Here is a 26,690-nt window from a genome sequence, read left to right on the forward strand (position 1 = left end):
GCCGTCGTGCCCCCTGCCGTTCGTCAAGCGTTAACGAGGTTGCCTCATGGCCTTCCTGAATATGTTGCGCAAACGCCTGCTCGGCCTGTTGCTGGTCGTGGTCGGGGTTTCGCTGATTACCTTCACCATCTCGCACCTGATTCCCGGTGACCCGGCGCGGCTGATCGCCGGCGACCGGGCCAGCGATGCCATCGTGCAGAACATCCGCCACCAGCTGGGCCTGGACCTGCCGCTGTACCAGCAGTACGGGCGCTACATGCTCGACCTGCTGCACGGCGACCTGGGCACCTCGATCCGCACCAGCCGCCCGGTGCTGGAGGACCTGCAGAGCTTCTTCCCGGCAACCCTGGAGCTGGCCCTGGCCGCCCTGCTGCTGTCGGTGCTGGTGGGGGTGCCGCTGGGGGTGCTGTCGGCGGTCTATCACAACCGCTTCATCGACCAGATCGCCCGCACCCTGGCGGTCACCGGCATTTCCACCCCGGCGTTCTGGCTGGGGCTGGGGCTGATCGTGCTGTTCTACGGCCACCTCGGCTGGCTGCCCGGCAGCGGGCGCCTGGACGAAGGCCTGGAGCCGCCGCCCACGGTCAGCGGCTTCTACCTGATCGACTCGCTGCTGGCCGGGGACATCCCACTGTTCCTCAATGCCCTGCAGCACCTGATCCTGCCGGCAGTGACCCTGGGCTTCGTCAACCTCGGGGTGGTGGCGCGGCAGATCCGCTCGGCCATGCTCGACCAACTGGGCGAAGACTACATCCGCACCGCCCGGGCCTACGGCCTGTCGCGCTGGGCGGTGATCCTGCGCCACGCCCTGCCCAACGCCCTGATCCCCTCGGTGACGGTGCTTGGCCTGACCCTGGGCGATTTGCTGTACGGCGCGGTGCTGACCGAGACGGTATTCGCCTGGCCGGGCATGGGCGCCTACGTGGTGAAGTCGATCCAGGCCCTGGATTTCCCGGCGGTGATGGGCTTCGCGATCCTGGTGTCGTTCATTTATGTGCTGCTGAACATGGCGATCGACCTGCTGTACCGGGTGATCGATCCGCGCATTGGCGAGGTAAGTTGAGATGTCCGCTCCCTTGAACATTCCCCTGCCACAACCCACCGCGCAGGCCAGCGGCTGGCGCACCCGCCTGGCCTACCTGGGCTACCGCGTGCGGCAAAGCCCGCTGACCATCGCCGGGCTGTGCATGACCCTGCTGGTGCTGCTGTGCATGGCCTTCGCCCCCTGGCTGTCGAGCCATGATCCCAATGCCCTGAACCTGGCCCAACGCCTGGCCGCTCCCAGCGCCGCCCATTGGTTCGGCACCGACGAAGTGGGCCGCGACCTGTTCAGCCGGGTGCTCCACGGCAGCCGCCAGTCGGTGGGCGTGGGCCTGTTCGTGGCCTTCGCCTCGTGCCTGGCCGGGGGCCTGTTGGGCTGCCTGTCGGGGATCATCGGCGGGCGCTTCGACAGCCTGATCATGCGCCTGATGGACATCATGCTCTCGGTGCCATCGCTGGTGCTGATCATGGCCCTGGCCGCCGCCCTGGGCCCGAGCCTGTTCAACGCCATGCTGGCGATCACCCTGGTGCGCATTCCGTTCTATGTGCGCCTGGCCCGGGGCCAGGCCCTGAGCATCCGCCAGATGGGCTACGTCAAGGCGGCCCAGACCTACGGCGCCGGGCGCTGGCACATCGTCAGCTGGCACGTGGGGCGCAACGCCATGCCGCCGCTGCTGGTGCAACTGAGCCTGGACATCGGCAGCGCCATCCTCATGGCCTCGGCCCTGGGCTTCATTGGCCTGGGTGCGCAGCAGCCCACCGCCGAATGGGGGGCGATGGTGGCCACCGGGCGCAACTTTATCCTCGACAACTGGTGGTACTCGACCTTTCCCGGGCTGGCGATCCTGTTCACCGCCACCGGTTTCAACCTGCTGGGTGACGGCATCCGTGACCTGCTCGACCCACGGCAACAGGGGAAATGACCATGAGCTCATCCGCCGTTCTCAACATCGACAACCTGAGCCTGGAATTCCCCGCCTACCGCAGCAATGTGCAGGCCCTCAACGGCGTGTCGCTGCACGTCAACCCGGGGGAAATCGTCGGCGTGGTCGGCGAATCCGGCTCGGGCAAGTCGGTGACCGCCATGCTCAGCCTGCGGCTGCTGCCCGAGCGCAGCTACCGCATCACCTCCGGCAGCCTGAGCCTGCTGGGCCGCGACATGCTCGCCACCCCGGAAAAACAGCTGCTGCAGATCCGCGGCCGCGATGCGGCGATGATCTTCCAGGAGCCGATGACCGCCCTCAACCCGACCCGGCGCATCGGCCGGCAGATGCTCGACGTGATCATCCATCACCAGCGCCTGAGCCAGGAACAGGCCCGGGCCAAGGCCATCGACCTGCTGCGCGACATGCACATCGCCGACCCCGAGCAGGTGCTGCAGGCCTACCCCTTCGAGCTGTCCGGCGGCATGCGCCAGCGGGTGATGATCGCCCTGGCGTTTTCCTGCGACCCGCAGTTGCTGATCGCCGATGAACCCACCACCGCCCTGGACGTGACCGTGCAGCGCCAGGTGCTGCTGTTGCTGCGCGAGAAAGCCCGGCAACGGGGCACCGCGATCCTGCTGATCACCCACGACATGGCGGTGGTCTCGCAGTTCTGCGACCGGGTCTATGTGATGTACACCGGCGCCGTGGTGGAGCAAGGCAGTACTGCCCAGGTCATGCTTGACCCGCAGCACCCCTACACCCGCGGCCTGCTCAGCGGCCTGCCGGAGCAAGTGCGCCCCGGCGAGCCGCTGCTGACCATTCCCGGGCAGGTGCCCAACCTTGCTCACCTGCCCGGCGGCTGCACCTTCCGCGAGCGCTGCAGCCAGGCCGTGGCGGTGTGTGCCCAACGGCCGCCGCTGCATTCGATCAACGCCAGCCAGCAGCACAAGAGCGCCTGCTGGCTGGCTGCCCCGGAGTCCGCCCAATGAATGCTTCGCAACCCCGGGCCGGCAGCGAGCCGCTGCTGCGCCTCAACGATGTACAGGTGCGCTTTCCCCTGAGCAACGACTGGCTGGGCCGGCCGCGGGCCTTCGCCCATGCCCTGAACGGCATCGACCTGGAACTGCGCCCCGGGGAAACCCTGGGCATCGTCGGCGAATCCGGCTGCGGCAAGAGCACCCTGGCGCAACTGCTCATGGGCCTGGTCAAGCCCAGCAGCGGCGACCTGCGCTGGGCCTACGCCAGCGACCGCGAGCGCCACAGCCACGTGCAGATCGTGTTCCAGGACCCGCAGTCGTCCCTCGACCCGCGCCTGCCGATCTGGAAGATCATCACCGAGCCGCTGTTCGCCCTGGGCAACACCCCAATGGCGCAGATGCGCGAGATCGCCGCCAAGGTGGCGCAGCAGGTAGGCATCCGCGGCGAATACCTGGAGCGCTACCCGCATCAGTTCTCCGGCGGCCAGCGCCAGCGCATCGCCATTGCCCGGGCCCTGGCGTCGAACCCGGACATCATCGTCCTCGATGAACCGACCTCGGCCCTGGACATCTCGGTGCAGGCGCAGATCCTCAACCTGCTGGCGGACCTGCAACGCAGCCGCGGCCTGACCTTCGTGCTGATCTCCCACAACGTCTCGGTGGTCCGGCACATGGCCGACCGGGTGGCAGTGATGTACCTGGGGCAGATCGTGGAGCTGGGCAGCGCCGAACAGGTGCTGGAGCGCCCGCGCCACCCTTACACCCAACTGCTGCTGGATGCAGTGCCGCGCCTGGGCGCCCCCCTGGCGGACAGCCAGCTCTCGGCGCCCACCGAACTGCCGGGCAACCGCAAGCTGCCCGCCGGCTGTTTCTTCTTCGACCGCTGCAGCCGCCGCGGCCCGGGCTGCGAGCTGCCGCAACAGCTGCTGGGCGATGCGACGCAGCAAGTGCGTTGCCATCGGCAACAGCTCACCGGGTGATCCCACCGCGCCACGCCGCCGGCCACGGCGTGGTGCTTGCTCCCGGCGCGCCCAGGGCTTAAAACAAGCGCCTTCTCTCTGACGTTGCAGGAACCTCTCTCATGGAAAGCAGCTGGCTGACCCACGCCAAACGCCTGCAAGCCATCGCCTCCACCGGCCTGCATTTTTGCCGCGACGTGCATGATCGCGAGCGCTACCAGGAAGTCGCCGAGATCGCCCACGACATGCTCGCGCAGCTGGGCAACGTGCCCCTGGAACGCATCAACGAACTGGTCTCGGACTTCGCCCAGCGCTACTCGACGCCGATGGTGGAAGTGCGCGGCGCGCTGATCGAGGACGGCAAGATCCTCCTGGTGCGCGAGCAGCACGACGGCCTCTGGGCCCTGCCCGGGGGCTACGCCGATGTGGGCCTGTCGGCGGCGCAGAACATCATCAAGGAAATCCGCGAAGAAGCCGGGCTGCAGGTTTCGGTGCGCCAGCTGTACGGCCTGCGGCACAAGGCCAAGGGGCCCTACAAGCCTGATCACCGGGACTTCTACAAGCTCTACTTCCTCTGCGAACGGCAAGACGCCGAGGCCCCGATGGCCGGCAGCGAAACCAGCGACGCGGCGTTCTTCGCCCCGGACCAGTTGCCGCCGCTGTCCCAGGGACGCACCGTGGAACGGGATATCCAGGAGGCCTTCGACTTCCACGAAGGCCGGCGCAGCGTGGCCCTCTTCGACTGAGCGTGACGGCGTTAATGTAAAGCACCCTTGACATGAAAAAGCGCCTCCCCTAATGTAAAGGACACTTTACTAAAAGGAGATCGCCCATGGGCACCAAACGCTATTTCAGGGAATTCGGCCTGGCCTTGCTGGCCTACATCGCCTGCGTGCTGCTGAGCAGCCACTGGCTGGCGGACATGAACCCGGGCCCGGGCAAGATCGCCCTGGCCCTGGTGCCGGTGATCCCCATGGTGGCCATGGCCCTGGCGGTGGTGCGCCAGTTGCGACGCATGGACGAACTGGCCCGGCGCATCCAGCTCGAAGCCCTGGGCCTGTCCTTTGTCTGCACCGCGCTAATCACCTTCAGCTACGGCTTCCTGGAAACCGCCGGCCTGCCCCGGCTCTCGATGTTCTACGTATGGCCCGTGATGGGGCTGGTCTGGGCCCTGGCCACGGTGGCCGGCGTGCGGCGCTACCGATGAACAACCAACTGCGCGAACTGCGCACCCGGCAAGGCTGGTCCCAGGCCGAACTGGCCACCCGCCTCGAGGTGTCACGGCAGACGGTGAATGCCATCGAGACCGGGCGCTACGACCCCAGCCTGCCCCTGGCGTTCAAGATTGCCCGGGCCTTCGAGATGCCCATCGAAAGCATTTTCAGCCCCGACGAGGACTGAACCGCCGGTGAACCAATCTGGCCCAAGGGTGCACCGCTTTCGCCCCCGGGCCACAGGCACCCGGTGCAGGGGCACGGGCATCGGCTATAACTGCTGGGGCGCCCGGCCCTGCCGTCAAGGATTGGCACGGCGCCTGCAACAGCGTGGCATCACTGCGACCAGGGACAGGCCCATGACCCAGCACGAACCCGGCAACGACTACCCCTTGAGCGAAGTTCCGCAGCACGCCCGCAAGGGCCTGGCCTCCATGGCCATGGTGCTGCTGGGCTTCACCTTCTTCACTGCCACCATGTTCGCCGGCGGCAAGCTGGGGGTGGCCTTCGACTTCACCACCCTGCTGGTGGTGATCCTCGTCGGCAACCTGCTGCTGGGGATCTACGCCGCCAGCCTCGGCTACATCGCCTTCAAGAGCGGGCTGAACACGGTGCTGATGGGGCGCTTCTGCTTCGGCGAACGGGGCAGCAAGCTCAGCGACCTGATCCTGGGTTTCACCCAGATCGGCTGGTACGCCTGGGGCACCGCCACCGCCGCGGTGGTGCTGGGCAAGTATTTCCAGCTGGATCCGGGTGCGGTACTGGGGCTGATGCTGCTGTTCGGCATGGCCTTCTGCGCCACCGCCTACATCGGTTATCGCGGCCTGGAGATCCTGTCCTGGATCGCGGTGCCGGCCATGGGCCTGCTGTTGCTGCTGTCGATGTGGGTGGCCACCCGGCAGATCGGCGGCCTCGACGGTTTGCTGAGGGTCACGCCAAGCGCCAGCCTGGACCTTTCCAGCGCCATCACCCTGGTGTTCGGCACCTTCGTCAGCGGCGCCACCCAGGCCACCAACTGGACCCGTTTTTCCCGCTCGGCGCGGGTGGCGGTGAGCGCCAGCCTGATCGGCTTCTTTATCGGCAACGGCCTGATGGTGCTGATCGGTGCCTACGGCGCCATCGTCTACCAGCAGCCGGACGTGGTCGAAGTGCTGCTGCTCCAGGGTTTTGCCATGGCGGCCATGGCCATGCTGCTGTTGAACATCTGGAGCACCCAGGACAACACCATCTACAACTTCGCCGTGGCCGGCTGCAACCTGTTGCGCACCGACCGGCGCAAGACCGTGACCCTGGTGGGCGCGCTGATCGGCACCCTGCTGGCGATGCTCGGCATGTACGACCTGCTGGTGCCCTACCTGATCCTGCTGGGCACGGTGATTCCGCCGATTGGCGGGGTGATCATGGCGGACTTCTTCTACCGCTGGCGTGGCCGCTACCCGCGCCTGGCCGACAGCCAGTTGCCGGCCTGGAACTGGCCGGGCCTGGCCGCCTATGGCCTGGGCACCCTGGCGGCCTTCTGCTCGCCCTGGGTCGCGCCGCTGGTGGGCATCGGCGTGGCCAGCCTGAGCTATGTCCTGCTCAGCGCCTGGCTCGGCGCCCGCACCAGCGCCACCCTCGACGCCCGGGCCTGAACCCGGGCCTTGCCCTCCCGGCGCGTTCCGGGTCTATCATGACCCGCCCCGAACCACCTGCCTGCTTCGACCGGTACCGGTTGAAGCACAGCCCAATGACCGAGGGACAAGGGCCGCCGCCCGGATCCCACGGCTGAACCGCTGATTGCCCGACCCGAGGAACCGCTCCGATGCTGATCACCAACGCCCGCCTGCGCCACCGTGAAGGCCTGCACCAACTGCACCTGGAAAACGGCCGCATCGCCCGCATCGTCCAGCAGGGCCCGGACGCCCCCACCGCCGCGCCGGCCTTCGGCCCCGAGCACCTGGATGCCGGCGGCAACCTGGTGGTGCCGCCCTTCGTCGAACCGCACATTCACCTGGACGCCACCCTCACCGCGGGCGAGCCGCGCTGGAACATGAGCGGCACCCTGTTCGAAGGCATCGAGTGCTGGGGCGAACGCAAGGCCACCATCACCGCCGAAGACACCCGCGCCCGCGCCCACAAGACCATCCGCGCCCTGGCCGCCCACGGCATCCAGCATGTACGCACCCATGTCGACGTCACCGACCCGGACCTCACCGCCCTCAAGGCCATGCTCGAAGTGCGCGAGCAAAGCGCGCACCTGATCGACCTGCAGATCGTCGCCTTCCCCCAGGAAGGCATCGAATCGTTCCGCAACGGCCGCGAGCTGATGGAAGAAGCCATCCGCCTGGGCGCCGATGTGGTGGGCGGTATCCCCCATTTCGAATACACCCGGGACCAGGGCGTGAGTTCGGTGAAGTTCCTCATGGACCTGGCCGAACGCAACGACTGCCTGGTGGATGTGCACTGCGATGAAACCGACGACCCGCACTCGCGCTTTCTCGAAGTGCTGGCCGAAGAAGCCCGCAGCCGCGACATGGGCTCCCGGGTCACCGCCAGCCACACCACCGCCATGGGCTCCTACGACAACGCCTACTGCGCCAAGCTGTTCCGCCTGCTGGGGCATTCCGGCATCAGCTTTGTCTCCTGCCCCACCGAGAGCATTCACCTGCAGGGGCGCTTCGACACCTTCCCGAAACGCCGTGGCGTGACCCGGGTGAATGAGTTGCTGGAAGCGGGAATGAACGTGTGCTTTGGCCAGGACTCGATTGTCGACCCCTGGTACCCCCTGGGTAACGGCAACATCCTGCGGGTGCTGGAAGCCGGCCTGCACATCTGCCACATGCTCGGTTACCGCACCCTGCAGAGCGCCCTGGATCTGGTCACCGACAACAGCGCCAAGGCCCTGGCCCTGGGCGAGGGTTACGGCATTGAAGAAGGTCGACCGGCGAACCTGCTGATCCTCTCGGCCGACAGCGACTACGAAATGATCCGCAGCCAGGGCTTGGCGCTATACTCGATCCGCCACGGCAAGGTGCTGATGCAGCGGCAGATGGCCCAGGTGCAACTGGCCGGCGACTGACCCGTGGCGATGCTTACTTGACCCGAAACGGCTGGGCCGCCATGAACGCCACCGGCAACAGCGGCAGGGCGAGGATCGTCAATACGCCGTCTGCGGTGAGGGTCACCGGCGTCAGCAGCACCTGCCCGACCTTGCTCTTCTCCCGGTACGCCGAGAAGTACAGGGTGTAGGTGCTGTTCAACGCGTTGGCCGGATAGGCGCTGATATCCCGCTTTGACTCAAAGCGGCTGCCGCGAATGGCATAGCGGTGCAACAGGGCGTTCTGCGACCTTGCAACAACGAAGCCCAACGCCTGGGCTGCATCGATCTGCTGGGCGTCGAGCTGGTCCAGCCCGGGTATCCTCAGGACCAGCTCACCCTCCAGGTTCTGCCACGCATTGACGAGGATCTGCGAAAACTCGGCCTGCATTTTCCCATGCAGGTCCGACTTGATGGCCTTCAGCAACTCAGGATCGACCATTACGAAGTAGTGATACTGCTTGCCAAGAATGACGAAGCTCTTCGCGTCCGCCGTGATGTAGAACTGGCTGACGGTTTCCGTATAGACCTCATTGCTGGCCCGGCTTTCGTACAGCCTGCTGGTCAGACAGCCGCCAAGGCTGCCAGCGACCGCAGCCCCCAGGGCCATAACCGTGCCTTTGAGCAAAGCTCGGCGAGGCGTTCCTTTTTGCATGTCGAGTCCTTTCGGTAAATGTGGGCTGTATCGAGCGACCAGCCGCGACTGCCGCCACGCTATAGAAACTCCAGCCGTTTTGCACTCCGCCACCGCGACTCCGGCGTCCTCACTCAGCCAGTGCCAGCGCCGTGCCGAACAGGCTCACCCGGGTCAACACCCCGTCGGTCTCTTGCAACATCAAGGGCGCGGTGCCGCCCGGCATCAGCACTTCGACCCGTCCGGCCTTGACCCAGCCCACCCGCCAGGCCGCGCAAGCCACAGCGCTGGCACTGGTGCCGGAAGACGCGGTCGGCCCTTCGCCGCGTTCGAACACCCGGGCGACGATGCGCTGCGCCGACTCGCGCATCGCCCATTGCAGGTTGACCCCTGCCGGGCACGGTTCGCCGCTGCCCAGGGGCAAGGCAAAAGCAGTGGCCGTCAGCCCTTCGGCCAGGGGCGCTTCGAGCATCTGCGGGTTGCCGGGCAAGGCCTCGGCATCCTCCAGCAGGGTCACGCAGTGCGGGTTGCCGATGCGCACGAACTGGCTGTGCTCCCACCGCGGGTCGAGTGCCTGCAACGGCGCCACCCGGCTCAGCTCGCGACCGTTCAAGGTCACCGCCTCGACGCCAATGGCGGCCACCGCCTCGGGCCCGAAGGACGGCTGGCCGAGGTCCAGCCAGAACCCTGGCACCCCCGCCACCCGGGCCGGCTCCACCACGGTGGCCACCGGCGAGGTACCGGTGGGCTGGTCATGGTGCACCTGCAACAGGGTTGGCCCCTGCTCGGCCAGCAACCCCTGCTCGGCCAGGGCCTGGGCAAAGATGGTCAGGCCATTGCCACTGCGCTCGGCCAGGGTGCCGTCGGTGTTGACGATCAGCAGATCGAAGGGCGCCACGTCCTGGAACGGCCCCACCAGCAGACCATCGCTACGGTGGGCCTTGGCCCCCGGCGGGCGGGTGCCCGGAGCCCAGTCACAGAGGGCGGCGATGGCCTGCTCGCTCCACAAGCGCCGGTCCCGCGCGGCCTGGGCGGCGCTGCTGGGCAAGGCGACCCCCAGGCTGCGCAACCGCGCGGGTGTCACCACCCCATAGATGTTGCCCCGTGCATCGTAGAACGCCGCCATCACACCGCCTCCTGGAAAACCGAGCCGCTGACATTACGGAGAAACCGGCGGCTCGACCAGAGGCCTGGAGACTCCCGGTGAGCGCGCGGGGCATCGCCACGCCTCGGCTCAGCGGATCGGCAGGGCCATGGGGCGGATCGGCGCGGCGTCCGCGCCACGCAACTTGAGCGAGGCACCGATAAAGGCGAACTGGTAGACCTTGTCCCGGGCCAGCCCTTCCAGGTTCACCAGCTCCATGATCGGCGCGCCCTGCATCGCCAGCAGGTAAGTGTGCAGCGGCAGGTAGTTGCCCTCGACCTCGGACGGGAAGGTTTCAAAGCTCAGGTTGTCCGCCCCCACCACCATGGCGCCGCCCTCTTCCACCAGGAACTTCGCCGCGTCCAGGCTCAGGCCCGGCGGGTTGGCCATGTAGCGCTGGGCATTGTCGTAGTCACGCATGCGCCCGGTGCGGATCAGCACCACGTCGCCCTTTTCCAGCGCCACCTTCTGCCTGGCCAGGGCCTGCTGCAGGTCGGCGCGGGTGACCCGGTAGCTGTCCGCCAACTGCTCCAGGCCCTTGGCCGCGGGCACATCGATCAGCACACCGCGAGCAATGATCGGCGGCAGTTTTTCCGCACCAGTGACGTTCCAGCCGCGGTCCCCCAGGTGCTGGTCGGCGCGGTAGCCGTTCCAGATCTTGCCGTTGAGGCCGAAGTGGTTCAGGGCATCGATATGGGTGCCCATATGGGCGTACATCGACACCGCCGAACCGCTGTAGCTGACGTGCTGGTTCATTGGCTCGCCCACTTGCATCGGGTCGGCGATCACGTTGCCGTGGGGGGTGTGGGTCATCCACATCTGGTAAGGCGGGTCGCCGGCGGCCTGCCAGCTGGGCATGCCGACAAAGTAATCCACCGCCAGGTCATAGGCCTGTTCACCAGTGACCCGGGCCATGATCGCCGCCCGGGACTGGGGGGTGATCAGGTTCAGGCGACCGATCTCGTCCTTGGGGCCCCATGGGCTGATGCCCACCTCGGGCCGGGCCGCCTCGGCGGCACTGCACAGCCCGCTGACCAGGGACAGGGCCAGTAGCCCGGAAACCATCTTCGACATTGCGCGAATCGCCATGACAACACTCCTGTGAAATGAGGTGCCCATGGTATTGAGTGGCAGATCAGAGATAATCAGCCATTTCGTGGATACATATTCAACCCGGGAGAAACAATATGGATGTGTTGTTGGCCATGCGCACCTTTCGCCGGGTGGCGGAACGCTCCAGTTTCAGCCAGGCCGCCACCGACCTCGGGCAGTCCACGGCGGCGGTGAGCAAGCAGGTGCGCCAGTTGGAAGAGCGCCTGGGCAGCCTGTTGATCCTGCGCACCACCCGACGCATGAGCCTGTCGGAGGCCGGGCAGCGCTACTTCAGCGAGTGCTGCCACCTGCTGGACGAACTGGACGCCCTGGAGCGGGCCACCCAGGCCGGCCTGCACGAACCCGGCGGGCGCCTGCGAGTGAATGCGCCACTGTCCTTCGGGCTCAAGGTGCTGTCGCCGATCCTGGTGGCCTTCATGCAGCGCTACCCGCAATTGCAGGTGGACCTGACCCTCAACGACCAGGTGCTGGACGTGGTGGGCGAAGGCTTCGACGTGTCGCTGCGGATTCGCCGGCAACTGGAGGACTCCTCGCTGATCGCCCGCCAGCTGGGGCAGGTGGAGCAGATCATCTGCGCCGCGCCGGCCTACCTGCAGGCCGCGGGCACGCCGGCAAGCATCGCCGACCTGCATCAGCACCGCTGCCTGGCCTACCGCCTGGCGGAACACCCGGGGCGCTGGCACCTGCAAGGCCCGGAAGGCCAGACGCGGCTGGAGCTGCCGGTGCATTTTTCCGCGGACAACAGCCTGCTGCTGGCCGACATGCTGGTGGCCGGCCTGGGCATCGGCGCCCTGCCGGGCTTTGTCGCCCAGCCATTGCTGGACAGCGGCCAACTGCTGCGGGTGCTGCCGGACCAGCACCTGCCCGGGCGGCATATCTATGCGCTGTACCCCAGCCAGCGGCACCTGTCGCAGAAGGTCCGGGTGTTCGTGGATTTCCTGGTGGAAGCGCTGCAGGCCCCCTGAACCTCAGCCGGCCGTGGGCACTTCCAGGCCGACCTTGACCCGGTTCATCGCCACCAGGGTCTTGAAGCGCTTGACGTTGGGGTTGTCGAAGAACAGTTCGCGGGTCAGCTGGGTGTACTGGGCCATGTTGCGCACGCAGAAAATCAGCACGAAATCGCACTCGCCGGCCACGTAGTAGCACTGCTGGACCTGGGGGCAGGCCTGGAAGTTGCGCTTGAGGGCGTCGATCTGGTCGATGCGCTCACTCTCCACTTGCACCTCGACGATGATGCTCAGTTCGTGCCCCAGGGCATCCGGCGCGACGATGGCGCTGTAGCGCTCGATCACCCCCTCGTCGCAGAGGCGCTTGAGCCGCCGGTTGACCGCCGCGGTGGACAGGTTGACCCGCAGCCCCAGCTCGCTTTGCGCGGTGCTGGCGTCACGTTGCAGCTCGGCGAGCAGCTTCAGGTCGTAGGCGTCGAGGCTGGCATTCATGGGCAGGAAAACTCCGGGAAGGAACGGCACGCACTGCAACGTTTTTGTGCACAGCCGCCGATTATGCGAAACAAACCGCCGGCCTGCGCAAATTTATTTCACCCGCAACCCTGTGCAGAAGCACTGCGCTGCGGATTTCTGCAACCTTCGAGGGCCAGATTTGTCACAATCCCCACCCGGCCGCCATCACGCCATGGGGGCATCAGGCGGCCGGCAGCGAGTTCGATCGCCAAGGATTTTTATGACTGCCAGCAACACCCACTTCCAGGCCACCCCCGGCCGCCTCGAACAGATGTCCACGCGCATCGCCTTTTTCATCGCCGGCTTCGGCATTGCCGCCTGGGCCCCGCTGGTGCCCTACGCCAAGGCCCGGGCCGGGCTCGACGAAGGCACCCTGGGCCTGTTGCTGCTGTGCCTGGGGGTGGGCTCGATCCTTGCGATGCCGATTGCCGGCGCCCTGGCCGGGCGCTTCGGCTGCCGCAAAGTGATGGCCGGCGGCACCCTGCTGATCTGCCTGGCCCTGCCCTTGCTGGCCACCCTGACCTCGATTCCGCTGCTGATGGCCGCGCTGTTCATGTTCGGCGCCGGGCTGGGCGGCGTGGATTCCACGGTCAACCTGCAAGCGGTGATTGTCGAGCGGGCCAGCGGCAAGACCATGATGTCGGGCTTTCACGGGCTGTTCAGCCTGGGCGGGATCGTCGGCGCCGCGGGGGTCAGCGCCCTGCTCGGCCTGGGCCTGTCGCCACTGGGCGCGACCCTGGTGGTGATCGCCCTGATGCTGCTGGCGCTGCTCAAGGCCGCGCCGCACATGCTGCCCTATGGCAGCCAGAGCTCGGGCCCGGCCTTTGCCGTGCCCCATGGTGTGGTGCTGTTCATCGGCTGCCTGTGCTTCGTGGTGTTCCTCGCCGAAGGCGCGGTGCTGGACTGGAGCGCGGTCTTCCTCACCGCCGAGCGCGACCTGGATGCCGCCTACGCCGGCCTGGGCTACGCCGCCTTCGCCCTGACCATGACCCTGGGCCGCCTGACGGGCGATGCCATCGTCCATCGCCTGGGCGCGCGCCGGGTGATCATCATCGGCGGCACCACGGCCGCCGCTGGCCTGTTGCTGGCGACCCTGGCCCCGGCCTGGGAGGCGGCGCTGGTGGGTTATGCCCTGGTGGGCGCGGGTTGCTCGAACATAGTGCCGGTGCTCTACACCGCCGTGGGCAAGCAGAACGTCATGCCCGAAAGCATCGCCGTGCCGGCCATCACCACCCTGGGTTACGCCGGCATCCTGGCCGGGCCGGCGGTGATCGGCTTCATTGCCCATGGCAGCAGCCTGAGCGCGGCCTTCGGCCTGATCGCCGTCCTGCTGCTGGCGGTGGCCGCCAGCGGCAAGGTACTCAAGGTCTGAGCCACTTAAGCACAGCATTGCACCAGGGATTCGCCGCCCTCCCTGTAGGAGCTGGCTTGCCAGCGAAGGGGCCGCCAGCCATGGCCCATCCTCCAGAACCTGTGCCGCTCGGGGATTCGCCGGCAAGCCGGCTCCTACAGGCGCCACCCTCCCTGCAGGAGCTGGCTTGCCAGCGAAGGGGCCGCCAGCCATGGCCCATCTCCCAGAACCTGCGCCGCTCTGGGATTCGCCGGCAAGCCGGCGCCTGTTGCGGAGGTCAGAAGCCGACGCTGGCCTGGACAAAGAAGGTCCGGGGCGCGCCCACGTAGATCCCCGAGTTGTTGTCGCTGGAACGGGTGAAGTACTGGCGGTCGAAGACGTTCTTCACGCCGGCCCCCAGCTTCAGGTTCGACAACTGCGGCCCGAAGTCATAGCCACCACGGATGTTCCACAGCACATAACCCGGCATGTCGCCGTACCGGCCATCGGCGCTGCCATCGGTGATGTAGTTGCCGTTGAAGCTGCCGTTGGCGTTCACCCCGGTGCCCGGCGAGTGCTGCTTGGACTGGGCGAAGGCGTCGATGTTGTAGGTCCAGCGGTCAATGTCGTAACGCAGGCCGACAGTGGCCACCTGGCGCGAGTAGAACGGCAGGTCGCGGCCCTTGAAGCCGGGGATCTCGCCTTCATAGCTGGCGCGGGTGTAGGTGATGCCGGCGTTGGCGGTCAGGCCGTCAAGGCGCGGGTCCAGGGCTGCCAGGTCGTAATGCATCGAGGCTTCCAGGCCCTGGTGCTTGGTGGCCCCCAGGTTGGTCCAGCCCACGTCGTTGCTGATGTATTGCAGCTCGTCGTCGAAGTCGATGTAGAACAGCGTCACTTCACCGCCCCATACATCATCGTTGTAGCGGGTGCCGATCTCGTAGGTCTTGGCCTTCTCCGGGCTCAGGCCGTTGGCGGTCTGGTCGCCCTTGCCGCCCTGGCCCAACTGGAAGTACTGCAGGCTGCCAAAGGAAGTCTCGTAGTTGGCGAACAGCTTCCAGGCATCGGACAGGTGATACATCACGCTCAGGGCCGGCAACGGTTCGTTGCTGTCGATGCTGCGGCGCTTCTCCTGCACTCGCACGCCGTTGGTGCCCGGGACCGGCCGGTCGTGCCAGTTGGTGCTGATGTCCTCGAAGCGGATGCCCGGGGTGATGGTCCAGTTGCCGACGTCGATCTTGTCGTCGATGTAGTAGGCATTGGCCTCGGTGCCGCCGGTACGGTCCTGGTAGACATGGCCGTCGGAATCCGCGGTGAGCACCGGCTGGTTGTTCACCAGGGCCACGCGGCTGGCCTGTTCATGCATGCCTTCCTTGAGGTAGCGATAACCCACGCTGACTTCCTGGGTGGTGGGCCCCAGGTCGAACACATGGGACACCCGTGGCTCGATGCCGAAGGTGTAGTAGGTGCGCGGGTAGGAGACCAGGGTCTTCTGGTCGCTGGCGGCAATGTTGCTGCCGCGGAAGCTGTCGGAGTAGTAGGTCAGCACTTCGAACTGGGTGCGGTCGTCGACCTGGCGCTGGTACTTGAAGGACACATCCTTGCGCCGGCCGCTGAAGTTGTCCCAGTCGCGATCGGAGTCGTAGGGCTTGGCGTCGTACTGCTTCTGGGTCAGGCCGCCGGGCATGTCGGCGGTGGCGTCGTAGTAATGCAGGTTGAACCAGAACTCGTCCTGCTCGGTGGGTGCCCAGTGGGTCTTGAGGATCACGTCGTCGATGTCGTTGCCGTTGTTGCCCTCGCGGTAGCCATTGCCGTTGACCCCGGAATACAGCAGCGCCACCCCCAGGCCGTTGTCCGCAGTGCCGCCGAGGAAAGCCGTGTCGATGTGCTTCCAGCCGCCCTGCCGGGAGGTTTCCAGGGTGGTGCCGATTTCCCCGGTGGCCTTTTCCGGAATCGCCCGGGTCACGAAGTTGATCACCCCGCCGACGTTCTGCGGCCCGTAGCGTACGGAACCGGCGCCGCGCACCACATCGATGCTGTCCAGGTTGCCGGAGGAAATCGGCGCCATGGACAACTGCGGCTGGCCATAGGGTGCAAAGGCCGCCGGCACGCCGTCGATCAGCACCGTTGAGCGCGGCGACAGGCGCGAGGTCAGGCCGCGCACGCCGACGTTCAGGGAAATATCGCTGCCACCGGTGCCGTTGGCATCCTGGACCTGCACCCCGGGCACCCGGCGCAGCACGTCGCCGACGTTCATCGCGCCCTGCTCCACCATGGCCTCACGGCGGATCACTGTGCGTGCACCGGGGTGGTTCTGGACCTTTTGCACATCGGCATCGCCCAGCCAGTCGCCCACCACGCTGATGCTGCTGGTGCCCAGTTCCAGGGCACCGCCCGTGGCTGCCGGAGCCGGGCTCAGGGTCACCGAACCACCGTCGATCCGGTATTGCAGGCCACTGCCCTGGAGCAACTGGCCCAGGGCCTGTTCCGGGGACAGGTTGCCGTCCACCGCCGGGGCCTGCTTGCCGGCCACCAGCTCGGGGCTGAAGAACACCTGCAACGAGGTCTGCAGGCCCAACTGGCTCAGGGCCTGGCCCAGCGGCTGGGCCTGGATGTGAATGGCGGCGGCTTGCCCGGCCTGGGCCTGGGGCAAGGCCGCACTGACCGCCAGGGCCAGGGCCAGGGGCAGCCAGCGGCGCGCGGGCAACGGGGATACGGCGGGAGAAACGGCTATTTTTTTCACGTCGGCGGCAGTCCTGTCGATCACACTAAGGTGCGTCTGTTAATGCAAACCAGTTGCAGTTGGACAAGAAGACGATGAGCTGAAAAAAAACCTGAATCTAACGTGAAAAAATTTCCTGGCTACCGTCGGCAAGGGTCCGCACCTCCACCGGCAGGATGCTCGGCAGGGCCTTGAGCAGGGCCTGGGTGTCGTCGGACTTGAACACGCTGGTCAGGCGCAGCTCACCCACTGCGGCGCTGGCCACCCGCAGGGGCTGTTCGCGATAACGCGAGACTTCGGCCACCACCTCGGCCAGGGAGGCGTTGTTGAATACCAGCTTGCCGCTGCGCCAGGCCGTGAGCGCCTCGGGGTTCACCGCGTAGGCCTGAGCCACCTTGCCGTGCTCATCGACATGGGTGCCCTGGCCCGGGGTCAGGGCAATGAAATCATCCGCCGCGGCGTCGCGCCCCTGCACCTTGACCCGGCCCTGCTCCACCGCCACCCGGGTCTGGCGCTCATCGCGGCGCACATCGAAGCGGGTGCCGGTGACCGTGACCTTGCCCGCTCCCGCCGCCACCACGAAGGGCCGATCCGTGTCGTGCTCGACGTTGAACAGGGCTTCGCCTTCCACCAGCTCGATCAGCCGCTGGTTCCGGGCATAACGCACCTGCAGGTGGCTGCGGCTGTTCAGGTCGATCTGCGAGCCATCGGGCAAGGCCACATGGCGGCGCTCGCCCAGGGCGGTCACGAATTGCGCACTGTAGGAAACCGGCTGGTTGAGGCCACTGAACAGCCCCAGGCCCACGGCCAGCGTCGCCACCCCGGCAGCCAGGGCAAAGCGCAGCAGCGGGCGCCGCCGGGCCTTGGCCGGCGGGGTGGCGCACAGCGCTTGCAGGCGCGCCCTGGGCACCAGGTCGGTGGCCGCCCACAGGGCTTCGAGCAACTGGAACTCGTGCCGGTGCTGCGGATCCTCGGCCAGCCACTGCTGGAACCGCAATTGCTGCTCCGGGCTCACCTCGGGCTCCTGCAGCCGCGTGAACCAGGCCGCCGCCTCGTCACGAATCCTGGCCTGCGCGCTGGCGCAATCGCGGCTGTCCATCATGCAAATTCCTGTTTGGCAGAGGGTGAGAAATCGCCACGACTGATCATGGGGCCGACCCGTCCAGACGGTCGCGCAGATGCCGCAGGGTGCGGATCATATACTTTTCCACCATGTTCTTTGACAGCCCCAGGCGCTCGGCGATCTCGGCCTGGGTCAGGCCCTCGATCTTCTGCCAGACAAACACCTTGCGACAGTTGACCGGTAACTCGCCAAGCGCCCGTTCGATGGAATCGGCCAACTGGATCGCGTGCATGAAATGCTCCGGGTCGCCGCTGGGCGACACGCTGAGGTGGACCCCCTGTTCTTCCAGGGCACCACGCCGGTCTTCTCGGCGAAAGGCATCCACGGCGATATTGCGCGCGGTCTGATGCAGGTAGGCGCGCGGCTGCTGCACCGTGGCGACATCGGATTCCAGCACCCGGACAAAGGTGTCGTGGGCCAGGTCCTCGGCCTGCTGGCGATTGCGCAAGCGCCGGGTCCAGGTGCCGATCAACTCTTCGTAGTGCTCGAAAAAGCCTGGTCTGCGGGGCGGCTTGGCTGTCATCGCGGGGCGCTGGGGAAGTGGGGCGTGAATAGTAATGCTTCGCATTAATGCAGGCAATGGATTCACCGCCCACCTCGCGCCCGGCGGTCGGCCCTAGCGGCTGTACCAGCGCGGCGACTCGACAAACAGGTGAGTCTGCCCCGCCACCAGCCAGTCCCCCAGGCACTGTTGCAGGTGGGCCAGGCAATGCACGGCCAGGTAGATTTCGTGGTACGGAATGACCATCAGGCGCAGGCTCAGGCCCATGGGCCCGCCTTGTACAATCGGTTCATCTCGGCGCCCTTGTTTTATTTATACCGAACAATTAACCGATATAATGAACGGCGAAATTTATCTGCGTCAAGAGAATCAAGGATGATTTAATAGAGATATGAACGATAAAACGAACGACCCAACCTCCCTGTCGCCCATCGGCCTGCTGGCCATGGCCATCAAGCGCGAGCGCCTGAACGCTGGTTTCTCCGTTTCGGAACTGGCCAAGCGGGCTGCGGTGGCCAAGTCCACCCTGTCCCAGCTGGAAGCCGGGCTGGGTAACCCGAGCATCGAGACCCTGTGGGCCCTGGCCCAGGCCATGGGCTTGCAGGTGACGCGGTTTTTCCAGCAACCGGCGCATCAGCTGAAAGTCATCCGTGCCCACGAAGGCACCACCGCCCATGCCGAGGATGCCCACTACGCGGCGACCCTGCTCGATGACTGCCCGCCGGGGGCGCAGCGCGACCTGTATCGCCTGAAGGCGCAACCCGGCCAGGCGCGCCAGTCCAAGGCCCACCTGCCGGGCACCGTGGAACACCTGGTGATCTGCAGCGGGCGGGCCCTGGCCGGGCCTGCGGACAGCCCGGTGAGCCTGGAGGCCGGCGACTACATCCGCTACAGCGCCGACCTGCCCCACGTGTTCCAAGCCCTGGAGGCCGACACCACGGCGATCCTGGTCATCGAACATCGCTAGAGCCCGGGCATTTATCTGCAGGGCCAAGTCTGGAATCATGGCCCCCCGCCTCAACAGGAGTGAGCATCAATGCCGTATTTCTCCCGCCGCGCGCCCCTCCTCGGCCTGCTGCTGGCCAGCCTTGCTGCCCAGGCCGCCCCCAAGCAGGACCAGGACCTTCACATCTACTACAGCATGGTCCCCGGCCAGTTCATGCTGATCGGCAAGGAGCCCGATGGCGGGCCGACCTATTCGGGCACCGCGGTGATCCGCTACGAGAACCAGGCCCTGACCCTGGTCAAGACCATCGACGGCAAGACCACCACCGCCACCGGCAAAGTGGAACGGGCCACCATGGCCGAGGCCGATGTGCTGCGTTTCAGCTGGCCGGGGCACAACGCCACCTGCCTGGTGCGCGGCGACCTGGACAACTACTCACGCTTGAGCTGCTACTGGACCCGGGACGGGGTGGACCACAAGGAGCCGGGGCTGGAGGCCTATTTCCCCACCGAAACCTGGCCCGGCCATCAGGACTGAAACCCGCCCTTCTGTGCTCCCCCACTTTAGCGAGCCACGCCATGATCCAGATCGTCGAATACAGCAACCCCCACCATCGCCAGCCCGTGATCGACCTGTGGAACCGCAGCTTCGGCTACGACACGGCCCACAACACCCCGAGCCTGGCCATCGACCGCAAGCTTGCGGTGGATGACGCTCTGTTCTTCGTCGCCCTGGACCAAGGACAGGTCATAGGCACCCTGATGGCCGGCTATGACGGCCACCGCGGCTGGCTCTACGCCCTGGCGGTGGACCCGCAACAGCGCCGGCTCGGCACTGGCCGAGCCCTGGTGCGCCATGGCGAACAAGCCCTGCAGGGCCGCGGCTGCCTGAAGATCAACCTGCAGATCCTCAGCAGCAACGCCGCCGTGCAAAGCTTCTACCAGGCCCTGGGCTATCAGGTCGAACCGCGGATCAGCATGGGCAAGGTGATCAGCGCCAACCTCCCCGAACACCTGCGTGGCTAGGGGCCGCCGCCCCGCCCTCACCAGTTGTGCCGGTTGCTGCGCGGTGGCGCCAGCAGTTGCTGGGCCAGGCTGGCGGCCGCCAGCGGCGAGGCACTGTGCAACAGCGGATAACCCCAGAACTTTTCATAGGTATCGGCAAAGGCCTCGACCCCGGCCTGGGCCTCGGGCTCCGGGGCGATGACGATCATGGCCTTGATCCAGCGACGGATCGCCGCCTTGTTGCGTTTCATCCATAACGCCCCCTGCTTGAGCAATGCCTTGCTCTGCTCGGTGTTGCGCTGCGCAGGATCGGGCATGGCATCGCTCATCAGGACGAAGGCCTGACCGCGCTGCATCAACGCCTCCAACTGCTGGAACGGCTCGACTCCCGGCTGCCCGGCGCCTTTGGCGGGGCGCATCCAGACCAGGGGAAAATGCTGATGATCGAAGTACATGGGAACACCTCAAGAAAGCTGACAAACAAGAATTGTTATCATCTTCCCGTATGAACCTGTCCGCATCAGTCGAGATTGACAAATTATTGATCAATCCGGCCAAACGACCGCAGTGATGGAGGTGGCCGTGGCGGTCTTGCAGGCGCTGGTGTGCGTCAAGCAAGGCCCTGCGCAGCCTCGCTGGCTCGGCGGCTACAGGGGTAGGTCGTGCTCCAGGGCCTGGCGGCGTTCGGCAAAGAAGCGCCCCGGCGGCTGGCCGACGGCTTTCTTGAACATGCGGATAAAGGCGCTGGCGCTCTCATAGCCCAGGGTCAGCGCGACCCGTTCCACCGAGTCGCCCCGGCCCAATTGCTTGAGCCCCAGAAGAATGTGCAACTGGCGCTGCCAGCGGCCGAAGCTCAGGCCGGTCTCGGCCACAATCAGACGGCTCAGGCTGCGTTCGCTGAGGCCGATCTGCTCGGCCCATTGCCCAAGGCTCAGGCGGCGTTCCGGCTGTTCAAGGATCTGCCCGGCCAGGCGCCGCAACTGTTCATGCCGGGGCATGGGCAGGTGGATCTGCTCCCGGGGCGCCGCCGCCAGCTCGTCCAGGGCCACGGCCATCAACCGCCCCTCGGCACCCTGCTGGTCATAGAGATAGGGCAATTGCGCGCAGCGTTGCAGCAGCTCCTGCAATAGGGGCGACACTGCCAGGGTGCAGCAGGCCTGCGGCAGTGAGCGGGCATGCTCGGGTTCGACGAACAGGCAATAGCCCAGGGCGTTCTCCAACCCCTGGACCCGGTGGTCGGTGGCGCTGGGGATCCATACCGCGCATTGCGGCGGGGCCAGCCACAGGCCCTCGGCGCTCTCGCAACTGAGCACGCCGGACAATGGGAACAGCAGCTGGGCCTTGCGGTGGCTGTGCCACGGCCGCTCCCAGCGCTGTTCCTGAGTCGAGATGCGCAAGGCGCACACCGGGCACGCAATCGCATCCGGATCCTCGGGCTGATCCTGTTCGTTCAAGACGGGCATCCACCTTCCTCCACGGCATCGGGCCATGCCCGCCATCAAGCCGACGGCCAGGCATGCCCTGCAAGGTCGAGGATTGTGCCGGGCCCCTGGGGGTTAGCCAAGAACCGCGGGGCACGCCGCTCTTCATCCCTGCGCCCTAGCGGTAGTAGCCATAGCGATAGCAGCAGCCGTGGTAGTGCCCGGGGTAAACCACGCAACCGCCCAGGGAGAGCATGGTGGCCATGACAATCAGCAGTGCAATGCGACGGGACATGGTGAATTCCTCATGGGTTCAGTGATACGACCGGCAAGCGCCACTGGCGACCATCGCCAGCCGTGGCTGCACGGTTACTGATTCAACGGCGTAGCGCGCAGAGATCCGTCGCCGCCCCTGCACAAATATTTCCAGCCGCCGCTGCCCGCGCCCTGCCCCCGCCAGCTGAACCCGGGTTGAACCGGGCGTGGATAAAAATTTCATTTGCCCGCGACGGATTCCCAGCCCATCTATCGTTGAACCCATCAGCTGCGTTCATCAGCGAACGCAGACCTGAAGGAGTCATCATGAAGCTTGTCCGTTCCCTGCTGCGTCTGCGCACGTTGCTGCTGATCCCCCTGGCACTTGGTGCGCTGGCAAGCACGCCCTCCTATGCCGAAACCATCATCATCCAGCAGGCACCACCGCCCATGCGCTATGAGCCGATGCCGGTGGCCCGCCCCGGCTACGCCTGGGACCGCGGCAACTGGCGCTGGCGCGGGCACGGCTACGTCTGGGTGCCCGGCCACTGGCAACCGGTGATGCAGCGCGGGCGCTGGATGCCCGGCCATTGGCAGGCCCATGGGCCGCGCTGGTACTGGGTCGAAGGCCGCTGGGTGCGCTGATGCCGTGATGCCCTGGACTACCCCGTTAGCGCACCGAGACTTGCCCACTTGAACGAAACCGACCCGGATCTGGAGTTGCTCAAACGCATCGGCAACAACGACGCGCAGGCCGTGAAGGAAATGGTCACGCGCAAGCTGCCGCGCCTGCTGGCCCTGGCCAGCAGGCTGCTGGGGGATGCCGACGAAGCCCGGGACATCGCCCAGGAGAGCTTCCTGCGGATCTGGAAACAGGCCGCCAGTTGGCGCAGCGAACAGGCACGGTTCGACACCTGGTTGCACCGGGTGGCGCTGAACCTGTGCTACGACCGCCTGCGCCGGCGCAAGGAACATGTGCCGGTCGATAGCGAGCACGCCTGCGAGGCCCTGGACACCCGCCCGGCGCCCGATGAACAACTGGAGGCCAGCGCGCAGAGCCGGCGCATGGCCCAGGCCCTGGACCAGCTGCCGGATCGCCAGCGCGAGGCGATCGTCCTGCAGTACTACCAGGAACTGTCCAACACCGAGGCCGCGGCGCTGATGCAGATCAGCGTCGAAGCCCTGGAAAGCCTGCTGTCGCGGGCCCGGCGCAACCTGCGCAGCCACCTCGCCGAGGCCCCCGGCGCGGACCTCTCAGGAAGGAGAAAACCATGACCCCCGAACGCTTCGTGCACCTGGCCGACGCCTATGGCGCCGACCTGCAACGCTGGCCCAGCGCTGAACGCGCCGCCGCCCAGGCCCTGCTCGACTGCGGTGATGCCCAGGCCGTGGCAGCCCTGCGCCAGGCGCACTGGCTCGACAGCCAGCTGGACCGCTACCAGGTGCCCGCACCGAGCCCGGCCCTGGCCCAGCGCATCATCGCCGCCGCGCAGCAGCCCGGCGCGCCGTTCTGGAGCCGCTACGCCGGCTGGCTGGCCTCCCTGGGCTGGGTCGGGGTCGGCCTTACCGGAGTCGCCGCCGGCATGCTTGCGGTGGCCCTGAGCCTGCCGCTGTCGACCTCCGCCGAGGCCCTGCCCAGCGTGTTCGACCAGAGCGATGCGGAATTCGTCCTGAGCATCAATGCCGAGGAGGCCGAACAGTGAGCCTGTCCATGCGTGCGCTGAAAACCTGCCTGGTGCTGTCGCTGCTGATCAACGTGTTCCTGATCGGCGGCGTGGCCGGCGGCCTCTATCAGTGGCTTGGCCACCCCAAGCCGGCCCAGGCCCTGGCGGTACCCCAGCACGGCCTGCGCCAGGCCATGGCGCAGATGCCGGAAGAGCGCCGGCGCCAGTTGCGCCAGTTGCTGCGCCAGACTCGCATCGATAGCCAGCCGCTGATCATCGCCGGGCGCGAGGCGCGCCAGGCGGTGGTGCGTGAACTGGGGGCCGAACCACTGGACCGCAATGCCCTGGATGCCCAACTGGGCAAGTCCCGGGATGCCGACATCGCCCTGCGGGCCCGGGTCGACGAGGTCCTGGCCGACTTTGCCGGCAGCCTGTCGCTCAAGGAGCGCCAGCAACTGGTGGACGCCATGTACCTGCGGGGCCCGGGGAAAAACCGCGCAGCCAATAGAGATTGAAGGCCCGGCGACGGATTTCGCCCCGGGCCACGTTCAACCCTCAACCGCCCGCGATGGCCGCGGGCCCACTGCCCCCTCAGGAAACCGCCCATGCTTCGTACGATCCAAAGCATTCTCATCGCCACCTTGCTTGGCACCACCCTGGCAGGCTGCGTGGTGGCCCCGGCCCATCCTCGCCGGCCGCCACCGCCGCCGCCCATTGTCGAGGTGATTCCGATGGCGCCGGCGCCGAGCTATCACTGGGTTGCCGGGCATTACCGCTGGCACGCCGGCCAGTGGGTCTGGACACCGGGGCATTGGCGCTATTGATGGCTAGCCGGCCACCGCTTCCAGCAGCCAGGCCTTGAACGCGCCCATGGCCGGGGTTTCGGCCCGGGACTGCAGGCGGGTCAGCCAGTAGCTGCCGGTGACAATGCCGATGTCGAAGGGCTGCACCACCGCGCCACTGGCCAACTGGCGCTGGAACATCAAGGGCGGCGCCAGGGCCACGCCCAGGCCTTGCAGCGCCGCTTCGAGCATGCCCAGGGACGAGTCGAAGACCACGCTCTGGGGCAACAGGCTGTTGGCCCCCAGCCCCGCCGCCTGGAACCACTGCGGCCATTCGTCGGTGCGGTAGGAGCGCAGCAAGGTCTGCCCCAGCAGGTCCGCCGGGCTGTGCAACTGGCGGGCAAGTTCCGGCACGCACAAGACCGACAGTGGCGCCTGCAACAACGCCAGCGCCTCGATGCCGTGCCAGGCCCCGGTGCCAAAGCGGATGGCATAGTCCAGGCCCTCCGCCGCCACGTCCACCCGGTTATTGTTGGTGCTCAGGCGCAGGTCGACATAGGGATGGCGTGCCTGGAAGTCCTCCAGCCGCGGCAGCAGCCAGCCCACGGCGAAGGTGCCCACCGCGCCCACCGTCAGCACTTCACGATAGTGCCCACCCTCGAATCGTCCCAGGGTCTGGGCGATGCGGTCGAAGCATTCGCGCAGCACCGGCAGCAGGGTCTCGCCTTCGCTGGTGAGCATCAGGCCCCTGGGCAGGCGCTTGAACAGGGTGACGTTGAGCTGGGCCTCCAGGCTCTTGACCTGGTGGCTGACCGCCGCCTGGGTCACGCACAGCTCGATGGCCGCACGGGTGAAACTCAAGTGCCGGGCCGAGGCTTCGAAAGCCCGCAGCGCATTCAGGGGCAGATGGGGACGGAGCATGGGCATTCCCTAGTTTTTCTAATGGCTCGTGCGAAATATGGTCGTTTGTCGATGTGCCGTAAACTGCCTACATTGGCCTCGCTCGCGCAGCACCGGCCACGCCCTCCTGTGCCAGGAAGGCTTCGCGGGCAGGCCGCCCGGAGCGTTCCCACGAAGAACGCCGGGGCCGCAAAGCCGCTGGGACAAACGCGGCGTACATAACCAGAACCCAGGGAAACCAACCAATCATGCGGCACACAACCTTGACCGGACTAAGCGTCATCAGCGCCTGCGCACTGCTACTGGGCGCCTCCAGCGCCTTCGCCGAGACCACCGCGGACAGCGCTCTGAAAACCACCGTGGACGCCACCATCCGCCCGCTGATGCACCAGCAGGGCATTCCCGGCATGGCGGTGGCGATCATCGCCAACGGCAAGCGACATTACTTTAACTACGGGGTTGCCTCCAAGGACAATCAACAGCCGGTGGACAACGACACCCTGTTCGAGGTGGGTTCGGTGAGCAAGACCTACACCGCCACCCTCGCCGGCTACGCCCAGGCCAGCGGCAAGCTGGCCCTTGAGGACCACGCCAGCCAGTACCTGCCGGCCCTGCGCGGCAGTGCCTTCGACGGCATCAGCCTGCTGCAGCTGGGCACCTACACCGCCGGCGGCCTGCCCTTGCAGTTCCCCGACGAGGTGCAGGGTGAAGACAAGACCCTGGACTACTACAACACCTGGAAACCCACCTTCAGCCCCGGCACCCAGCGCCAGTATTCCAACCCCAGCATCGGCCTGCTCGGCTACCTGGCCGCCCGCAGCCTGGGCCAGCCCTTCGACCGGCTGATGGAGCAGACGCTGTTTCCCAAATTCGGCCTCCAGCACAGCTACATCCATCTGCCCAAGGACCAGCTGGGGCACTACGCCCAGGGCTACGACAAGCAGAACCGGCCGATCCGCCTCAGCCCCGGGCCGCTGGACGCCGAAGCCTACGGGGTCAAGACCAGCGCCCCGGACCTGCTGCAATTCATTGCCGGCAACCTGCAACCGGGCCAGTTCGACCGCCCCCTGCAACAAGCCATGGTGGCGACCCAGAGCGGCTACTACCAGGTCGGCGACATGACCCAGGGCCTGGGCTGGGAGCGCTACGCCTACCCGGTGCCCCTGGCGCGCCTGCTGGCGGGCAACTCATCGGCCATGGCCCTTGAGCCGCACCCGGTGCAATGGCTGACCCCGGCCGCAGCCCCCAAGGCCGACGCGCTGTACAACAAGACCGGTTCCACCAGCGGTTTCGGCGCCTATGTAGTGTTCGTGCCGAGCCAGCAGATCGGCATTGTCCTGCTGGCCAACAAGAACTACCCCAACGAGGAACGGATCAAGGCCGCCCACGCCATCCTCACGGCCCTGGAGACAGGGAAGTAATCAACCGGGCAGCCCCTCCGGCGCCTGCGCCTGCCCGCAACGCCACCTGACCTTCGGTCACGTGGCGTTTTTTCTGTTG

Annotated in this window: 31 protein-coding genes; 20 read left to right on the forward strand and 11 right to left on the reverse strand. The window is 66.6% G+C overall.

Going from position 1 to position 26,690, the window contains the following annotated elements:
* Positions 1-46: 46 nt before the first annotated feature.
* The 9 genes from AC1RGE_RS10365 (at position 47) to codA (ending at position 8,175) form a co-directional block, all read left to right on the forward strand.
* Positions 47-1,063, forward strand: coding sequence for an ABC transporter permease (locus AC1RGE_RS10365; RefSeq protein ID WP_011062309.1), 1,017 nt, complete (start codon positions 47-49; stop codon positions 1,061-1,063).
* A 1-nt stretch (position 1,064) separates the two neighbouring features.
* Positions 1,065-1,964, forward strand: a complete 900-nt coding sequence (ddpC, locus tag AC1RGE_RS10370) for a D,D-dipeptide ABC transporter permease (RefSeq protein WP_015636372.1) — start codon at positions 1,065-1,067, stop codon at positions 1,962-1,964.
* Entirely contained in the window at positions 1,961-2,956 is a 996-nt protein-coding gene (locus AC1RGE_RS10375; RefSeq protein WP_492584159.1) for an ABC transporter ATP-binding protein, read from the forward strand. The genes ddpC and AC1RGE_RS10375 overlap by 4 nt, the downstream gene beginning before the upstream one ends.
* Entirely contained in the window at positions 2,953-3,924 is a 972-nt protein-coding gene (locus AC1RGE_RS10380) for an ABC transporter ATP-binding protein (RefSeq protein WP_342402374.1), read from the forward strand. Before AC1RGE_RS10375 ends, AC1RGE_RS10380 begins: the two co-directional genes overlap by 4 nt.
* A 101-nt stretch (positions 3,925-4,025) precedes the next feature.
* On the forward strand, positions 4,026-4,649 hold the full coding sequence (locus tag AC1RGE_RS10385) for an NUDIX hydrolase (RefSeq protein ID WP_011062313.1): 624 nt from the start codon (positions 4,026-4,028) through the stop codon (positions 4,647-4,649).
* Between the two features lie 86 nt (positions 4,650-4,735).
* Positions 4,736-5,110, forward strand: coding sequence for a hypothetical protein (locus AC1RGE_RS10390; protein ID WP_011062314.1), 375 nt, complete (start codon positions 4,736-4,738; stop codon positions 5,108-5,110).
* Positions 5,107-5,304 (forward strand): helix-turn-helix transcriptional regulator, encoded by a 198-nt coding sequence (locus AC1RGE_RS10395; protein ID WP_011062315.1) that lies wholly within the window; start codon positions 5,107-5,109, stop codon positions 5,302-5,304. Before AC1RGE_RS10390 ends, AC1RGE_RS10395 begins: the two co-directional genes overlap by 4 nt.
* Positions 5,305-5,476: 172 nt before the next feature.
* Entirely contained in the window at positions 5,477-6,748 is a 1,272-nt protein-coding gene (codB, locus tag AC1RGE_RS10400; RefSeq protein WP_065363197.1) for a cytosine permease, read from the forward strand.
* A gap of 170 nt (positions 6,749-6,918) precedes the next feature.
* Positions 6,919-8,175 carry a cytosine deaminase gene (gene codA, locus AC1RGE_RS10405; protein ID WP_492584161.1) on the forward strand — a complete coding sequence of 419 codons (1,257 nt, stop codon included), beginning with the start codon at positions 6,919-6,921 and terminating at the stop codon, positions 8,173-8,175.
* 13 nt (positions 8,176-8,188) lie between these two features.
* Here the strand turns inward: codA and AC1RGE_RS10410 are convergent, their stop codons facing one another.
* From AC1RGE_RS10410 to AC1RGE_RS10420, 3 genes are all read right to left on the reverse strand, one after another.
* On the reverse strand, positions 8,189-8,848 hold the full coding sequence (locus AC1RGE_RS10410; protein WP_492584163.1) for a hypothetical protein: 660 nt from the start codon (positions 8,846-8,848) through the stop codon (positions 8,189-8,191).
* 109 nt (positions 8,849-8,957) lie between these two features.
* Positions 8,958-9,953, reverse strand: coding sequence for a diaminopimelate epimerase (locus tag AC1RGE_RS10415; protein WP_492584165.1), 996 nt, complete (start codon positions 9,951-9,953; stop codon positions 8,958-8,960).
* Positions 9,954-10,061: 108 nt separating this feature from the next.
* A complete protein-coding gene (locus AC1RGE_RS10420; protein ID WP_019092926.1) occupies positions 10,062-11,060 on the reverse strand; it encodes a cyclase family protein in 999 nt (332 codons plus the stop codon).
* 98 nt (positions 11,061-11,158) lie between these two features.
* Here AC1RGE_RS10420 and AC1RGE_RS10425 point away from each other — a divergent pair, with 98 nt between their 5' ends.
* Positions 11,159-12,049: a LysR family transcriptional regulator gene (locus AC1RGE_RS10425; RefSeq protein WP_019092925.1), complete on the forward strand. Its 891-nt coding sequence runs from the start codon at positions 11,159-11,161 to the stop codon at positions 12,047-12,049.
* 3 nt (positions 12,050-12,052) lie between these two features.
* Here the strand turns inward: AC1RGE_RS10425 and AC1RGE_RS10430 are convergent, their stop codons facing one another.
* Positions 12,053-12,523: an Lrp/AsnC family transcriptional regulator gene (locus AC1RGE_RS10430; protein ID WP_011062321.1), complete on the reverse strand. Its 471-nt coding sequence runs from the start codon at positions 12,521-12,523 to the stop codon at positions 12,053-12,055.
* Between the two features lie 241 nt (positions 12,524-12,764).
* Here AC1RGE_RS10430 and AC1RGE_RS10435 point away from each other — a divergent pair, with 241 nt between their 5' ends.
* Positions 12,765-13,916, forward strand: a complete 1,152-nt coding sequence (locus tag AC1RGE_RS10435; protein WP_011062322.1) for an MFS transporter — start codon at positions 12,765-12,767, stop codon at positions 13,914-13,916.
* A 256-nt stretch (positions 13,917-14,172) separates the two neighbouring features.
* On the opposite strand, the gene AC1RGE_RS10440 is transcribed toward AC1RGE_RS10435, so the two are convergent.
* The 4 genes from AC1RGE_RS10440 to AC1RGE_RS10455 form a co-directional block, all read right to left on the reverse strand.
* Entirely contained in the window at positions 14,173-16,614 is a 2,442-nt protein-coding gene (locus AC1RGE_RS10440; protein WP_492584167.1) for a TonB-dependent siderophore receptor, read from the reverse strand.
* A gap of 97 nt (positions 16,615-16,711) precedes the next feature.
* Positions 16,712-17,695, reverse strand: a complete 984-nt coding sequence (locus AC1RGE_RS10445) for a FecR family protein (RefSeq protein WP_125063518.1) — start codon at positions 17,693-17,695, stop codon at positions 16,712-16,714.
* Positions 17,696-17,738: 43 nt separating this feature from the next.
* Positions 17,739-18,239 carry an RNA polymerase sigma factor gene (locus AC1RGE_RS10450; RefSeq protein WP_019094679.1) on the reverse strand — a complete coding sequence of 167 codons (501 nt, stop codon included), beginning with the start codon at positions 18,237-18,239 and terminating at the stop codon, positions 17,739-17,741.
* A gap of 93 nt (positions 18,240-18,332) precedes the next feature.
* Positions 18,333-18,485: a hypothetical protein gene (locus AC1RGE_RS10455; protein ID WP_011062326.1), complete on the reverse strand. Its 153-nt coding sequence runs from the start codon at positions 18,483-18,485 to the stop codon at positions 18,333-18,335.
* A 124-nt stretch (positions 18,486-18,609) separates the two neighbouring features.
* Here AC1RGE_RS10455 and AC1RGE_RS10460 point away from each other — a divergent pair, with 124 nt between their 5' ends.
* From AC1RGE_RS10460 to AC1RGE_RS10470, 3 genes are all read left to right on the forward strand, one after another.
* On the forward strand, positions 18,610-19,185 hold the full coding sequence (locus tag AC1RGE_RS10460) for a helix-turn-helix domain-containing protein (RefSeq protein ID WP_370059399.1): 576 nt from the start codon (positions 18,610-18,612) through the stop codon (positions 19,183-19,185).
* 69 nt (positions 19,186-19,254) lie between these two features.
* Positions 19,255-19,701, forward strand: coding sequence for a hypothetical protein (locus tag AC1RGE_RS10465; RefSeq protein WP_015636386.1), 447 nt, complete (start codon positions 19,255-19,257; stop codon positions 19,699-19,701).
* A 41-nt stretch (positions 19,702-19,742) separates the two neighbouring features.
* Entirely contained in the window at positions 19,743-20,189 is a 447-nt protein-coding gene (locus AC1RGE_RS10470) for a GNAT family acetyltransferase (protein WP_011062328.1), read from the forward strand.
* A gap of 17 nt (positions 20,190-20,206) precedes the next feature.
* Here AC1RGE_RS10470 and AC1RGE_RS10475 read toward each other — a convergent pair whose 3' ends face one another.
* Positions 20,207-20,623: a hypothetical protein gene (locus AC1RGE_RS10475; protein WP_011062329.1), complete on the reverse strand. Its 417-nt coding sequence runs from the start codon at positions 20,621-20,623 to the stop codon at positions 20,207-20,209.
* Positions 20,624-20,815: 192 nt separating this feature from the next.
* Positions 20,816-21,631 carry an AraC family transcriptional regulator gene (locus tag AC1RGE_RS10480; RefSeq protein WP_492584169.1) on the reverse strand — a complete coding sequence of 272 codons (816 nt, stop codon included), beginning with the start codon at positions 21,629-21,631 and terminating at the stop codon, positions 20,816-20,818.
* Positions 21,632-22,171: 540 nt separating this feature from the next.
* Between AC1RGE_RS10480 and AC1RGE_RS10485 the strand changes: the two genes are divergently transcribed.
* The 5 genes from AC1RGE_RS10485 to AC1RGE_RS10505 all read left to right on the forward strand — a co-directional run bounded on the left by AC1RGE_RS10485 (position 22,172) and on the right by AC1RGE_RS10505 (position 24,332).
* On the forward strand, positions 22,172-22,489 hold the full coding sequence (locus AC1RGE_RS10485) for a YXWGXW repeat-containing protein (protein ID WP_041119210.1): 318 nt from the start codon (positions 22,172-22,174) through the stop codon (positions 22,487-22,489).
* 48 nt (positions 22,490-22,537) lie between these two features.
* Positions 22,538-23,119 carry an RNA polymerase sigma factor gene (locus tag AC1RGE_RS10490; protein ID WP_015636390.1) on the forward strand — a complete coding sequence of 194 codons (582 nt, stop codon included), beginning with the start codon at positions 22,538-22,540 and terminating at the stop codon, positions 23,117-23,119.
* Positions 23,116-23,547 (forward strand): hypothetical protein, encoded by a 432-nt coding sequence (locus AC1RGE_RS10495; protein WP_011062333.1) that lies wholly within the window; start codon positions 23,116-23,118, stop codon positions 23,545-23,547. The genes AC1RGE_RS10490 and AC1RGE_RS10495 overlap by 4 nt, the downstream gene beginning before the upstream one ends.
* A gap of 8 nt (positions 23,548-23,555) precedes the next feature.
* Positions 23,556-24,023 (forward strand): periplasmic heavy metal sensor, encoded by a 468-nt coding sequence (locus tag AC1RGE_RS10500; RefSeq protein WP_011062334.1) that lies wholly within the window; start codon positions 23,556-23,558, stop codon positions 24,021-24,023.
* Positions 24,024-24,113: 90 nt separating this feature from the next.
* Positions 24,114-24,332, forward strand: coding sequence for a YXWGXW repeat-containing protein (locus tag AC1RGE_RS10505; RefSeq protein ID WP_011062335.1), 219 nt, complete (start codon positions 24,114-24,116; stop codon positions 24,330-24,332).
* A gap of 3 nt (positions 24,333-24,335) precedes the next feature.
* Here AC1RGE_RS10505 and AC1RGE_RS10510 read toward each other — a convergent pair whose 3' ends face one another.
* Positions 24,336-25,211 carry a LysR family transcriptional regulator gene (locus AC1RGE_RS10510; RefSeq protein ID WP_011062336.1) on the reverse strand — a complete coding sequence of 292 codons (876 nt, stop codon included), beginning with the start codon at positions 25,209-25,211 and terminating at the stop codon, positions 24,336-24,338.
* A gap of 227 nt (positions 25,212-25,438) precedes the next feature.
* Between AC1RGE_RS10510 and ampC the strand changes: the two genes are divergently transcribed.
* The gene (ampC, locus tag AC1RGE_RS10515; protein WP_123577731.1) at positions 25,439-26,611 is read left to right on the forward strand and encodes a class C beta-lactamase; all 1,173 of its coding nucleotides are present in this window, start codon (positions 25,439-25,441) and stop codon (positions 26,609-26,611) included.
* Positions 26,612-26,690 lie beyond the last annotated feature (79 nt).

The sequence above is a fragment of the Pseudomonas sp. GW823-FHT02C05 genome (genome assembly GCF_058797595.1).